A 12,599-nucleotide genomic window follows, 5' to 3' on the forward strand; every position below is an offset into this window, starting at 1 on the left:
CAACAGGGCCGTCCAGATTCTTCGTTGCCGTGTCTGTCGTGTGCGCCGTATCACTGAGCCCCCCTCGCCAGCCCGTCGGCGGTCGGTGTCGGACCGCCGCCCTTATAAGTGACCTTCCACAGCGCCGACTTGGCGTCCGAGGTGAAGAAGCCGCGGCCGTAGTCGAGGACGTACAGGGCGCCGTCCGGGCCGAACTTCCAGTCCATGAGGTTCTTGATGCCGTCATTGCCGACCGGCACGATTCTTTTCAGTGACTCCGAGTGGACCGGCAGACCGCCCGACCCTTGCGTCCTCGGGTCCATGACCACCGCGTTGCGCGGCTGATCGGCGTCGTAGAAGTCGCCGACGAACCACTTGCCGTCCCAGTACGCGGGCCACTTGGCCGTGCTCGTGCCGGCGGCGTCGTAGCGGTAGACCGGGCCGTTCATCGCCGCCTGCCCGCCGCCCTTGAGCCACGGCAGCCGGTACGTCGCCTGGTCCTGCCGGTAGGAGGGGATGCCGCTTGCATCGCGCGGGTAGTCCGGTGCGCCGCCCTGGGGTGAGTACCAGATGTTGTTGCCGGTGACCGGCGGCAGGTTGACCAGGCCGTCGTTGTTCGGCGACTCGTTCTTCGGGTGGTCGCAGTCGTACCAGCCCAGCGGCTGCGACGGATCCGGCAGGTTGCGGTCCCGGTAGGGCTGCTTGTTGCCCATGCAGTACGGCCAACCCCGGTTGCTCGCCTGGGTGATGACGGCGAACGTGTCGTACTTCGCCGGTCCCCAGACGGGCGACGGCTCGCCCGCGTCCGGGCCGACCCAGCCCGCGTAGAGGATGTCGGTGGTGCGGTCGACGAAGATGCGCGCGGGGTTGCGGACGCCCATCACATAGATCTCGCCGCGCGTCTTGCCGCCGCCCTCGTCGGTCTCCCGGCCGGTGAACAGGTTCCCCGCCGGAAGTGTGTACGTCCCGTCGGGTTCCGGATGGATGCGCAGGATCTTGCCGTTGAGGTTGTGGGTGTTTCCGGCCGTACGGCGCGCGTCGGCGAAGGAGACGCCCTTGAAGTTCGGCTGCGGGTTGTTTCCGGAGTAACCGCCGCTGAAGCCGCTGGAGTTGTTGTCACCGGTGGCGATGTACAGGTTGCCCTTGGAGTCCCAGGCAAGTCCGCCCCCGGCGTGACAGCAACTGTGCACCTGCACCGGCCACTTGAGCAGCACCTTCTCGCTGCCTGGGTCGAGCCGGTTCGTGGCGAGGTCGAGTGTGAAGCGGGAGACCCGCCGCTCGGCCATCCGGGTGTCACGGTTGACGCCCGAGTGAGGGGTGTAGTGCAGGTACACCCAGCCGTTCTGCTCGAAGCGCGGATCGAGCTCGATACCGAGGAGGCCTTCCTCGACCTTGACGAGCTCGTCGCCGCCGCCCTTGTTGCCGAAGACCGTCAGTTCCCCGGCCAGTGTGACCTTCTTGGTCGCCGGGTCGTAGACGTGGATCTGTCCCTTGCCCTTGCCCACGTCCGGGTTGTTCCAGTCGGTGATCACCGGCCGGGAGGAGTCGGCGCCGCCCCGCCCGATGTAGAGAACCCGGCCGTCGGGCGCGGTGACCAGGCCGTGCGGCTCACCGATCTGGTCGTTCTGGCCGGGCTGGTTGGCCGGGGTCAGGCGCTCGGCCTTGTAGTTCCCGGTGATGGTGGCCTTGCAGTCGGCCTGCACCAGCCGGGACGTCCAGAGCAGGGCGCCGCGCAGATGCGTACGGAAGTCCGTCTCGTCGTACGACGAGACCGTGCCGCCCATGCCGGTGTAGAAGGAGCGGCCGCCGTCGTAGTCGCGGCACCAACTCACCGGATGGTCAGCGCCGTTGGCGCTGGTACCCGGCTGGTACGTCGACTCGCGCACCCGGGCGACGGTGTGCACCTCGCCGGACGGGTTCTTCACCCAGTTCGGCCACAGGTCCGGGCGCTTCCACTCCAGCGGCAGCCCCCCGGTGGCCGGATGCCGCCGGTCGCCGACCTCGACGGTGGCCCGCTGTACGGCCGTCGGGCTCGACGTGGCGGGACGGGCGCCGATCAGACCGGTGAACCAGTCCGAGTACGGCTCCGCGCGGGCCGCGTCGTGGACGCCGAGGAATCCGCCGCCGGCCTCCATGTAGGCCTCCAGACCCGCTTCCTGTTCCGGGTCGAGGACGTCACCGCCCCCGGTCAGGAACACGACCGCGTTGTAACTGCCCAGCCTCGTCCCGCTGGTGAAGACCGAGGCGTCGTCCGTGGCCTCGACCTCGAAGCGCTGGTCCGCCGGCCCGGACAGGCCGATCCGTTCGATGGCCTCGATACCGGCGTTGACGACCGGTGACTCGTCCCCGGCCGCGGCCGACCCGTGGAAGATCAGCACCCGTACATTGGCGCCGCCCGGCGGCGACTTGATGGACATCGTTGTCAGGGGTGGCTCCGGGGCCGGGCGCGCGCCCGCGGCCGGCGCGGACAGCAGGCCGGCGACGAGCGTTGCGCACGCCACGGCGGTCACCCGGATTCGTCCTCTCGTACTCAACCCTCGTAAGTGCATGGGCACCTCCTCGGTCACAGCGACAGCGCCAAGGAAGCTAGACCCCATGTGTATGACTCGCCAATACCTATGACCGCAATGGCACGAACTTTGTCCTGGGTGTGGAGAAACGGCGGAACGACCGGTACCGTCTCACAGGTTCATCACAGGCTCGTCTTCTTCATCGTCGCAAATTCCGTACCAGGGTGGGGAGTTCGGCATGGACAGACGCGGGTTCAACCGCCGGGTACTGCTGGGCGGCGCCGCCGCCGCGACATCGTTGTCCTTGGGGCCGAGGGCGGTGAGCGCCGACGGACCGGCGAAGACCGCGCCGGCGGGCGGAGCGGTCAGGCACCTCAAGTTGTACGCGGAGAAGCTCGCCGACGGACAACTCGGCTACGGCTTCGAGAAGGGGAAGGCGACCATCCCCGGGCCGCTGATCGAGGTCAACGAGGGCGACACCGTCCACATCGAGGTGGAGAACACCCTGGACGTGACGGCGAGTCTGCACGTCCACGGTCTGGACTACGAAATCTCCAGCGACGGAACGAAGTTGAACAGGAGTGACATCGAGCCCGGCGGTACGCGCACCTACACCTGGCGCACCCACGCCCCCGGTCGCCGCGCCGACGGCACCTGGCGGGCGGGCAGCGCGGGCTACTGGCACTACCACGACCACGTCGTCGGAACGGAACACGGCACCGGTGGCATCCGCAAGGGCCTGTACGGGCCGGTGATCGTCCGGCGCAAGGGCGACATCCTGCCCGACGCCACCCACACGATCGTCTTCAACGACATGACGATCAACAACAGACCCGCCCACTCGGGACCCGACTTCGAGGCGACGGTGGGCGATCGGGTCGAGTTCGTGATGATCACGCACGGCGAGTACTACCACACCTTCCATATGCACGGTCATCGCTGGGCCGACAACCGCACCGGCCTGCTCACCGGCCCCGACGACCCCAGCCAGGTCGTCGACAACAAGATCGTGGGCCCGGCCGACTCCTTCGGCTTCCAGGTGATCGCGGGGGAGGGGGTGGGCGCCGGCGCGTGGATGTACCACTGCCATGTGCAGAGCCACTCCGACATGGGGATGGTCGGACTGTTCCTGGTGAAGAAGCCCGACGGCACGATCCCGGGCTACGAACCGCATGAGCCGCACGAGTCGCACGAGTCTCTCGAGCCGGACGAGACCGGCGACGCGCACGAGCACTGAGGGACCGAGGTCGGAGAGCGCTCTCACCCCGGCCGTCCCCCGGAGTTATCCTGAGCCGCAGCCGGCCAGGAGGAGCCCCGAAGTGACCGAGACAGCGTCGCGCCCCACGCTGGAGGCCGTGGCCGCGCGGGCCGGGGTCTCCCGGGCGACCGTGTCGCGAGTCGTCAACGGCGGGGACGGCGTCCGCGAGCCGCTCGTCGAGCGGGTCCGGCGGGCCGTGGAGGAGCTCGGGTACGTCCCCAACCAGGCGGCGCGCAGCCTGGTGACGAAGCGGCACGACGCGGTCGCCGTGGTCATCGCCGAACCGGAGACCCGGGTCTTCGCCGACCCCTTCTTCGCGCTCCAGCTCCGCGGTATCAGCAAGGAACTGACGGCCCACGACAACCAGTTGGTGCTGCTGCTCACCGAGGGCCGCGACGACCACGCCCGTGTCGCCCGCTACCTCGCCGGTGGCCATGTCGACGGGGCCCTGGTCTTCTCGTTGCACCTCGACGACCCGCTCCCCGGGCTGATCCAGGGCGCCGGTGTCCCGACCGTGTTCGGCGGCCGTCCCGGCTGGAGCGACGGCACACGGGACGTGGTCTACGTCGACAGCGACAACCGCGGCGGCGCCCGCGAGGCCGTACGCCTGCTGGCCGGGCTAGGCCGCACCCGGATCGCGCACATCACCGGCCCCCTCGACCAGACCTCCGCGGCGGACCGGCTCGACGGATACCGGGAGGTCATGGGCGAGAACGACCCGCGGCTCGTCGTCGAGAGCGATTTCACCCCCGGCGGCGCCGAGCGGGCCATGCGGGAACTCCTCGACCGCTGCCCCGACCTGGACGCCGTGTTCGCCGCCAACGACCTCGCCGCCTCGGGCGCCCTGCGCGTCCTGCGCGAGCGTGGGCGGCGGGTGCCCGAGGACGTCGCCGTGGTCGGCTTCGACGACATGCTGCCCGTCGCCGAACAGAGCGACCCGCCGCTGACGACGGTCCGTCAGGACATCGAGGAGATGGGCCGGATCATGGCCCGCCTGCTGCTGCGCCGCCTCGACCGACGGGTCGCCGACGAGGCGCCGGGCGGTGTGGTCCTGCCGACCACTCTGGTGCGCCGCGCTTCGGCCTGACCGGGGCCGCCACCCCGCTCGTCCCTCCTTCCTGCCTGCTCGTCCTCCTGGCCTGCTCGTCCTCCTGGCCTGCTCGGCCCTGCCCCGCTCGTGCCCGTGCTCTCGCGTACCGCCTCACATCTCCTGGGGGACGCTCTTGATCACGGCGAAGCGTGCCCCGTAGGGGTCGGCGAGCTTGGCGATGCGGCCGACGCCCTCGACGTCCGTGGCGGGCATCCGCACCCTGCCGCCCAGCTCCTCCGCCTTGGCCACGATGGTGTCCGCGTCGGCGACCTCGAAGTACGGCAGCCAGTACGCGCCGGTCTCGGCCTCCGAGGGGTCGTCGGCCAGCGGCACGATCCCGCCGAACATCGCCTCTTCCCCGGCACCGGCCGGGTTGACGCAGGTGTACGTGCCGCCGGGGAAAGGGGCGGCCGAGGTTTCCAGGCCGAGCGTCGCGTTGTAGAAGGCGGCCGCCGCGGCGACGTCCGGCGTGTACAGCTCGACCCAGCACAGCGCGCCGGGTTCGTTCGCCACGTCCACGCCCTTGGTCCGTCCCGGCTGCCAGAGGCCGAACGGCACGCCCGCCTGGTCGGCGAGGACGGCCATCGTGCCCTGGCCCATCACGTCCATCGGCGCGAAGAGGACCGTGCCGTGCTTCTGCTCGGCTGCCTGCGCCGTGGCCTGGGCGTCCGGTGTCCGGAAGTAGACCGTCCACGACGGCGGGCCCTGCCCGGGTGCGGTCTGCATGCCGCCCGCCACGGTCTTCCCGTCCAGCTGGAAGAAGCCGTAACCGCCGGCGTCGGGTCCCGCCGACCGGAACCGCCAGTCGAAGAGAGCGCCGTAGAAGGAGGTGGCGCCGTCGATGTCGGACGTGCCGACATCGATCCAGTTCGGAGCGCCGTTGACGAAACGGGTGGTGAGCATCGTTGCCCTCCTCGAAGGGGTCCCGTTCTCTGCACTGCCGAGTCTCGCACCGCCCACTGACAATCGCTGCCGGAGCACGACCACCGGCGCGGCCCCGCCGCCCGGCCACGGAAGGTCACGGAAGGTCACGGAAGGTCAGGGGCGGTCACCGGGAGGTGCCATGCGCCCGCTCGGCGTTCCGAGAGTGTGCCGGGTGCACCGCGCGCCGCCGTGCGCAGCGGTGCGCGGCAGGAGCATCATCGGGCGGCCGGGGGCCTTCGGGTGCCGTGTATATCCGGCGTTGATCGAACGTTTTTCGCCGCCGGGCACGATCCTGGCCATGTATACCGACACGATTCCGACACCCGACCTCGGCTGGCAGCGGGAGGCGCTGTGCGCACAGACCGGGGCGGAGTTCTTCTTCCCCGAGCCCGGCAGCTCGGTGCGGGAGGCGAAGCGCATCTGCGGCATGTGCGAGATGCGTTCCGCCTGCCTCGAGTACGCCCTGGCCAACGACGAGCGCTTCGGCGTCTGGGGCGGCATGTCCGAGAAGGAGCGCCTGAACCTCCGGCGCCCGGCACGCTGAACCGCGCAGTCGCGGCGACCCCGAATCCGAGTGACCGCGTCGCGGGGGTGCGGTTAGGATCCGGGGGCGTGTCCGGACGTAGCGCAGAGGCAGGCGCAACGCCTTGCCCAGGCGAATCACGCCGGTTCGAATCCGGTCGTCCGGATGCGTGCGCGGTCCCGTAGAGCAGAGGCAGACTCGCCACCTTCTCAGGGTGGATACGCCGGTTCGAATCCGGTCGGGACCACGGTACGGCGAGCACGGGGCGGGGACGGGGCGGGGCGGCGACGGATGGGCGAGGACAACGGAGGGGCGGCGTTCGGCCCGTCGGTCACCGACGCGGAGCTGGCCGCCTTCCACGACGTCGTGGGCAGACTGCGCGCGCTGCCCGTCGACGATCCCGTGCGGCTGCGGGCCGAGCAGGTCGCCGCGTCCTTCGCGCGTGACGGACGGCTGCGGCGGCGCAAGGGGCGGGGTGCCGAGGTGGCGGCCGCCGACGCGGCGGCGATGGCGGCGACCGCGACCGGCGCCCTGGACCGGCGCGAGGACGCGCCCCTGCCGGCCGCCGGACGCGGAGGACGTTTCCACCGGCCGCGCGCCTGCTACGTATGCAAGTCGGCCTACCAAGAGGTCGACACCTTCTATCACCGGCTCTGCCCCGACTGCGCCGCCGACAACGCCGCCCGCCGTTCGCTGAGCACCGACCTGAGCGGGCGCCGTGTCCTGCTCACCGGCGGCCGGGTGAAGATCGGCTTCCAGCTGGCGCTGATGATGCTGCGGGACGGCGCGCAGACCGTCGTCACCTCCCGTTTCCCGCACGACACCGTCCGCCGTTTCCGCGCCGAGCCCGGCAGCGGGCAGTGGCTGGACCGGCTCACCGTCGTCGCCGTCGATCTGCGCGACCCGCGCCAGGTGCTGGGCCTGTGCGAGGAGCTGCGCCGGGAGGGCGAACCGCTCGACATCCTCGTCAACAACGCGGCGCAGACCGTGCGTCGCCCGCCGGAGTCCTACGCCCTGCTGGCCGCCGGAGAGCGCGACGCACTGCCCGAGGGGACGCGCAGGGCGCCCGGGTTCACCCCGATGCGGATGCTGGAGGGCCTCGGCGGCTCGGTCTCCGCGCTGCCCGCCGCCCTGCGGGAGGCCGACGAGGCCGGACTGCTGCCCGATCCTTCCCCGGAGAACTCCTGGTCGGCCCGGCTCGGCGCGCTCGATCCGGCGGAGGTCCTGGAGACCCAGCTCGTCAACGCCCTCGCGCCCGCGCTGCTGTGCGACCGGCTGCTGCCGCTGCTGCTGGCCTCCCCGCATCCGCGCCGGTACGTGGTCAACGTGACGGCCGTCGAAGGCCGGTTCGCGGTGCGCAACAAGATGCCCGGGCATCCGCACACCAACATGGCCAAGGCCGCCCTCAACATGCTCACCCGCACCAGCGCGGCCGCGCTCGCCGATCAGGGTGTGCACATGTGCGCCGTCGACACCGGCTGGATCACCGACGAGAACCCGGCGCCGAAGAAGGCCCGGATGGCGGGCGCGGGCTTCCGTACCCCGCTGGACATCGTGGACGGCGCGGCCCGCGTGTACGACCCGATCGTGCGCGGTGAGGCCGGCCACCCGGTGTCGGGGGTGTTCCTCAAGGACTACCGGGAGGCGCAGTGGTGAGCGAGGAGAACGCGGCGGGGCCGGAGCGGGCCGGCTTCGCCGGAGTGCCCCACGTGGTGCCCCGCCCCCTCGCCGATCTCGCCCCGCTGCTCGACTGGCTGCGGGCCGGGCGTCCGGCGGGCGAGCGGCTGGACTTCGCGGCGGGCACCGCGCTGCCCGACGGGCGGCTCGACCTGTGCAAGCAGGGCCTCGGGGCCGAGGGCGCGGCCCTGGTCGCCGAGGCCCTGGCCGACGGGCCCTCGCCCGTACGGCATCTGCTCCTCGGCACCGATGCCCTGGGGGACGACGGTGCCGCCACCGTGGCCGGTACGAGCGCGCCGGTCGAGACGCTCTACCTCGGGTGCAACGGCATCACCGCGGGCGGCGCCTGCCGTATCGCCGACCAGCTGCGCGCCTCGCCGCAGGTGGTCACGGGGGTGTGGCTCAAGCGCAACCCGCTGGGCCGGGGCGGTGGTCGGGCGGCGGCCGAACTCATCGAGTCCGTCCGGACGTTGCGCACGCTCGACCTCGTGCAGACCGGACTCGACGCGGCGGGCGTCACCGTACTCGCCGACGCGCTGCCGGCCGCGGCCGGCAACGGGCGGCGGGTCGAGCGGCTGTTCGTCGGCGGCAACCCGCTGGGGGAGGCGGGCGCGGAGGCGCTCGCGGCGGTGGTCGCCGCCGGGGCGATCGACGAACTGTACGTGTCCGCCGCCCGGTTGGGCGACGGCGGCGCGCTCCGAATCGCCGACGCCCTGGAGCGCGCGCCGTACGGACGGCTCACCCGGCTGTCGGTGGCCAGCAACGGCATCGGGCCCTCCGCCGCCGCCCGCCTGGTCGGCGCGGCCACCGTCGCCGGTGTCACCCTGCTGGACCTCGGCCGGGTCCGGGCGGCGGCCGTGCTCGGCGCGGTGGACAACCGGCTGGACCTGGCGTCCGCCGAGAGCATCGGGCGGACGCTGGCGGCCGGCGAGCACCGCCTCGCCCACCTGGTCCTGCGCCACACGGGCCTGCGCAGCCGCGAGGCGCACCGCATCCTGGACCACGCGCCCCGCGCGGTCACCGCCACCCGCTTCGTCCTGGGGCAGGGCGTCGCCGCCACGGTCAAACGCCGCCTGGCGGCCCTCAGCGCCGATGTCCCGGCCCCGGCCGTCCCGCCCGACGTCGCGGCCGTACGCAGCGTGCACCGCACGGCGGCACCGGAGGCATCCGCGGAGGACTGACGCCCCTCCGCCCGCCCCGTCCGCTCAGCGCCGCATCCCCGTGAACACCCCCATCCAGAACTTCTGTTGCTGCTCGGACGCCCCCACCAGGTACGTCGCCCGCAGCTTGGCCGGCAGATGGGCGACCAGGCGGGCCACCACGGCGTGATGCCTGCGCAGTTGGGACAGTTCCGCGTTGGCGAGGATCTGGTGGACGACGTCGCTGTCGTCGCCGCCCTCGTCGGAGCGGGCGGCGGCGCGGCGCAGCCGGGCCTCCCAGGCGTCCGCGTCCCGGGCCAACTCGCGCAGACCCGTCACGGGGCGGCCCTTCAAGCGGTCGATCAGCGCGGTCAGCGGCACCGGCGCGTACTCGCCGTCGCCGAGGTAGACCGTGGCCATCTCCAGCGGCAGCCCGCGCCGGTGCAGCTTGATCAGCCGCTCCAGGGTGCGCTTGGTGATCCAGGCGCGGCCCTCCTCGTCGATGTCGTGCTTCCACCACTCCAGCACCGTCTCGGCGTCCGCCCCGTACCGTGCCAGCAGCCACTCGTTGGCCGGGATGTCCTCCGGCGCCACCTCCAGGGAAGCCGTGAACCGGGTCGCCTGCGCGATGTTGTTGCGGGACACCAGCAGCTTGCGGCCCAGGTGGTACGGCGGATTCTGGACGGCTATCTGGGCCCGCAGGTTCTCGATCCGCTTCCCCGCCAGCGACCACTCCTGGGTGATCTCCATCAGCTTGGCGAACGCGGCCTTGTCCTTGGGCCGGTTGTACTCGTCCCACACGATCGCCTTGGGCTCGGGGCCGGTGAACTTCGCCGCGAGAAGGTTGTCCAGCGTGCCGTCCGGCGACGGCACGGGCGCGCAGAGGTCCTCGACGTTGGTCACCGGCAGCGAGAAGTACAGGGCGTCGCGCCCCAGCCCCGCGCGGACCGTCTCCCGCACCAGTTCCGTCTTGCCGCACCCGGGCGGCCCCTGGAGCAGCACCGTCCAGCGGTTGCGCAGGGCCGCGCGCACCACCTGCCGTACGGGGTCGGGAACCGTGGCCGGGTTGGCCACACCGAGCGCCTGCGCGAGCCGGTCGAGGATCTCGGCCGTGCGGTTCTGGCCGGGCCGGCCGTCCGGTCCCGGCTCGGCCAGTCGGAGCCGCTCGCCGTCGATCAGCGGCAGGCCCCAGCGCAGCGGGAACCCCTCACGGGCGTTGGCCAGGACATGGTCGAGCGTGCGCGGGGACAGCAGCTCGCGCAGAGCGGGGGAGAGCGAGGCCCACACGGCGAACACCGGACGCAGGTCCCACGGGCGGTACTTGACCGCGAGGTGCCGACGCCACGACGTGTCGTTCGCCGAGATCCGCATCGTGACCATCCGGTCCAGCAGCGCCAGGTCGCTGCGCCGGGCCGACGTCTCCGCCTGCGACTCGTTGTCCGTGAGGAAGACGCCGACGCAGCCCAGGGCACGCAGGTCGTGCTCGCCGAGCGTCCAGTCGCAGGCGATCTGCATCAGCTGCGACTGGATGGTGTCGCCCGCCTGCAACGAGTCGTCGATGAGCAGCACGAACGGCCGGCCCGGCTTCAACTGGCTCATCACCAACTGGCGCAGCACCAGTTGACCGGAGCGCGGATCACGTACCGGCGCGTTGACGAGCAGGTCGTCCGGGGTGAGGTTCGCCGCCGGCACGTAGACCAGCTCGGTGCCCGGGTGGGCGCGGGCGACGTGCGAGAAGAACGTCGCCGTCTTGCCGATGCCGTGCTCGCCGAAGACCTGGCCGGTCTGCCCGAGGTCGATCATCGCGTCGATGAAGCCTTCGAGGCGCGAGACCTCGCCGGGGGCCGGCCGGTCGCCGGTGTCGTGCGGGTACTCGGTCCGTGTGCTCATCCGCTCGTTCACCGCGATCCTGTGGTGACGCGATGGCAGTCCATCGCCGGTGTGTGGGTCTCGGGCCACTCGTGGCCCCCTTCGGTGATCAGCCAGATCCAGCGGTCCGGCTCGGCCGGGGTGATCGGCGGCGCGTAGCCGTCGGTGAGGACGACGACCGCGTCCGGACGCTCGTCGAAACGGCGCCCGTTCACCTCCGTGCGGCCCTCCACATGGTCGGCGACCGCCTGGAAGCTCGTGCCGCCGCCCCCGTACACACGCTCGCCGGGTCTGAAGGGCATGACCACGCCGTCGAAGGACAGCCAGTGCGCCTCGACGCCGTCGATCCGGCCGACCAGCTCGGTGAGCCAGTGGACGACGTGGTGCGGCATCGACCCCGAGGTGTCGTAGGCGATCACCAGGACCTTGTCGCGGACCGGGCCGCGCCGCGCCAGCATCGGGTCCTGGCCGAGTGCGGCGAGCAGGGCGCCCCGCTTCTTGGGGTAGACCAGCCGCTCGCCGTCACGCAGCTTCGAGCCGAGCACGTCGACCAGCCAGCGCTGCCACCAGTCGACCGTGCGCGTGCGCGTGGTCCCGCCGCGCAGCGTGCCGGCGCCCAGCCTGCCCCACAGCCGGGCGGCCCGCGCCGAGTCGCCCTCCGTGCGGCCCATGAGGTCGAGCAGCTCCCGCTCGGCGCCCGCGTGCCCGCGCCGGGCCGCCAGCAGGGAGTTGAGCAGGGCGGAGGACGTCACCGCGTCGACGGTCTCCTGGTCGGCGGGGACCGCGCCGGCCCCCAGGTGCACGCACAGCCGCTCCTCGGGCACGGGCGGGTGGCGCATGCGCTTCAGCTCGCCGTACACGCGCGTGTCGGTCCGCGTGAACGTCCCGTACGACACCGGCTCCAGCCCGTGTGCCGTCAGGTCCTCGACGTACAGCTCGTGGACCTGACGGGGGTCGACCCCCGTCGGGCGGCCGTTCAGCAGCGGCAGTTCCTCACGGCCCAGCCGCACCAGGGCCACATGGTTGATGGACACCTCGGCGGCCAGCTCGAACACCGGATCCTCGCGCAGCTCCGGCTCGGCGAGCAGATGCCGGTGCACGAGGTGCCGGGCCTCGTGGAACAGGACGAACTTGACGCCGTCCAGGCCCAGTCCGACGAAGAAGTCCGGGTTGTACAGCAGCAGGCAGGTGCCGTCGCCGGAGGCGACCACGGCCGCCGTGTCCACCGCCGTCGTCGGGATCTGGTGATGGCACTTGGTGTACAGCCAGGACGCCACCGCCGACTCGGTCAGCCCGAAGTCCAGCAGGGCGGCTTCCTTCAGCTGCCGCGCCCGGGCGACCACCTCGGGCTCCGCGGGGCGGTACGCCTCCAGTGCCCTGCGGTCGGCCAGGTCGACCACGGGCGGACGCCGCCGCCCTCGCTCCCCGTACCCCATGTCGAGCCCCCCGTGCCCTATTTGCCGTGCTTCCCCCAGTGGCTCATTGGTACCAGGCCCCACCGACAACGGGCCAAGGCATTACGCTCTGGGGCAAGGGCGGGGTCGTAGCGCAGAGGCAGCCGCACCGGTCTCCAAAACTGGATCACGCTGGTTCGAATCCAGCCGCCCCGCCCCCCTCGACACCCGGTGCC

The 12,599-nt window shown here is 71.8% G+C and carries 9 protein-coding genes and 3 tRNA genes; 8 read left to right on the forward strand and 4 right to left on the reverse strand.

The features are described from left to right. Positions 1 to 50 precede the first annotated feature (50 nt). Positions 51 to 2,528 (reverse strand): ThuA domain-containing protein, encoded by a 2,478-nt coding sequence (locus G9272_RS37515; protein WP_171400669.1) that lies wholly within the window; start codon positions 2,526 to 2,528, stop codon positions 51 to 53. Positions 2,529 to 2,727: 199 nt separating this feature from the next. On the opposite strand from G9272_RS37515, the gene G9272_RS37520 reads away from it, so the two are divergent. Continuing rightward, the gene (locus G9272_RS37520; protein ID WP_171400670.1) at positions 2,728 to 3,726 is read left to right on the forward strand and encodes a multicopper oxidase domain-containing protein; all 999 of its coding nucleotides are present in this window, start codon (positions 2,728 to 2,730) and stop codon (positions 3,724 to 3,726) included. Between the two features lie 82 nt (positions 3,727 to 3,808). Then, on the forward strand, positions 3,809 to 4,834 hold the full coding sequence (locus G9272_RS37525; protein WP_171400671.1) for a LacI family DNA-binding transcriptional regulator: 1,026 nt from the start codon (positions 3,809 to 3,811) through the stop codon (positions 4,832 to 4,834). Positions 4,835 to 4,948: 114 nt separating this feature from the next. Here the strand turns inward: G9272_RS37525 and G9272_RS37530 are convergent, their stop codons facing one another. Next, positions 4,949 to 5,740 carry a VOC family protein gene (locus G9272_RS37530; protein WP_171400672.1) on the reverse strand — a complete coding sequence of 264 codons (792 nt, stop codon included), beginning with the start codon at positions 5,738 to 5,740 and terminating at the stop codon, positions 4,949 to 4,951. Positions 5,741 to 6,059: 319 nt separating this feature from the next. Here G9272_RS37530 and G9272_RS37535 point away from each other — a divergent pair, with 319 nt between their 5' ends. The 5 genes from G9272_RS37535 to G9272_RS37555 all read left to right on the forward strand — a co-directional run bounded on the left by G9272_RS37535 (position 6,060) and on the right by G9272_RS37555 (position 9,142). Further along, positions 6,060 to 6,305, forward strand: a complete 246-nt coding sequence (locus tag G9272_RS37535) for a WhiB family transcriptional regulator (protein WP_171400673.1) — start codon at positions 6,060 to 6,062, stop codon at positions 6,303 to 6,305. Between the two features lie 72 nt (positions 6,306 to 6,377). After that, positions 6,378 to 6,450: transfer RNA gene (locus G9272_RS37540), tRNA-Gly, on the forward strand. A gap of 9 nt (positions 6,451 to 6,459) precedes the next feature. Beyond that, positions 6,460 to 6,531, forward strand: a tRNA-Glu gene (locus G9272_RS37545). Between the two features lie 44 nt (positions 6,532 to 6,575). Beyond that, positions 6,576 to 7,940 carry an SDR family NAD(P)-dependent oxidoreductase gene (locus G9272_RS37550; RefSeq protein ID WP_171400674.1) on the forward strand — a complete coding sequence of 455 codons (1,365 nt, stop codon included), beginning with the start codon at positions 6,576 to 6,578 and terminating at the stop codon, positions 7,938 to 7,940. Further along, positions 7,937 to 9,142 (forward strand): ribonuclease inhibitor, encoded by a 1,206-nt coding sequence (locus tag G9272_RS37555; RefSeq protein WP_171400675.1) that lies wholly within the window; start codon positions 7,937 to 7,939, stop codon positions 9,140 to 9,142. Before G9272_RS37550 ends, G9272_RS37555 begins: the two co-directional genes overlap by 4 nt. A gap of 24 nt (positions 9,143 to 9,166) precedes the next feature. Here G9272_RS37555 and G9272_RS37560 read toward each other — a convergent pair whose 3' ends face one another. Together G9272_RS37560 and G9272_RS37565 are read right to left on the reverse strand one after the other, a co-directional pair. Then, positions 9,167 to 10,990: an AAA family ATPase gene (locus G9272_RS37560; RefSeq protein WP_171400676.1), complete on the reverse strand. Its 1,824-nt coding sequence runs from the start codon at positions 10,988 to 10,990 to the stop codon at positions 9,167 to 9,169. A gap of 8 nt (positions 10,991 to 10,998) precedes the next feature. Beyond that, entirely contained in the window at positions 10,999 to 12,405 is a 1,407-nt protein-coding gene (locus tag G9272_RS37565; protein WP_171400677.1) for a DUF2201 family putative metallopeptidase, read from the reverse strand. Between the two features lie 99 nt (positions 12,406 to 12,504). Between G9272_RS37565 and G9272_RS37570 the strand changes: the two genes are divergently transcribed. Continuing rightward, positions 12,505 to 12,580 (forward strand) — tRNA-Trp (locus tag G9272_RS37570). The last annotated feature ends 19 nt before the right edge of the window (positions 12,581 to 12,599 follow it).

It is taken from the genome of Streptomyces asoensis (genome assembly GCF_013085465.1).
In the GTDB taxonomy this organism is placed as follows: domain Bacteria; phylum Actinomycetota; class Actinomycetes; order Streptomycetales; family Streptomycetaceae; genus Streptomyces; species Streptomyces cacaoi_A.

Coding starts and splice junctions, on each gene's coding strand:
- G9272_RS37535 (WP_171400673.1), top strand. CDS start 6,060: ATGTATACCGACACGATTCCGACACCCGACCTCGGCTGGCAGCGGGAG.
- G9272_RS37565 (WP_171400677.1), bottom strand. CDS start 12,405: ATGGGGTACGGGGAGCGAGGGCGGCGGCGTCCGCCCGTGGTCGACCTG.
- G9272_RS37560 (WP_171400676.1), bottom strand. CDS start 10,990: ATGAGCACACGGACCGAGTACCCGCACGACACCGGCGACCGGCCGGCC.
- G9272_RS37530 (WP_171400672.1), bottom strand. CDS start 5,740: ATGCTCACCACCCGTTTCGTCAACGGCGCTCCGAACTGGATCGATGTC.
- G9272_RS37550 (WP_171400674.1), top strand. CDS start 6,576: ATGGGCGAGGACAACGGAGGGGCGGCGTTCGGCCCGTCGGTCACCGAC.
- G9272_RS37520 (WP_171400670.1), top strand. CDS start 2,728: ATGGACAGACGCGGGTTCAACCGCCGGGTACTGCTGGGCGGCGCCGCC.
- G9272_RS37515 (WP_171400669.1), bottom strand. CDS start 2,528: ATGCACTTACGAGGGTTGAGTACGAGAGGACGAATCCGGGTGACCGCC.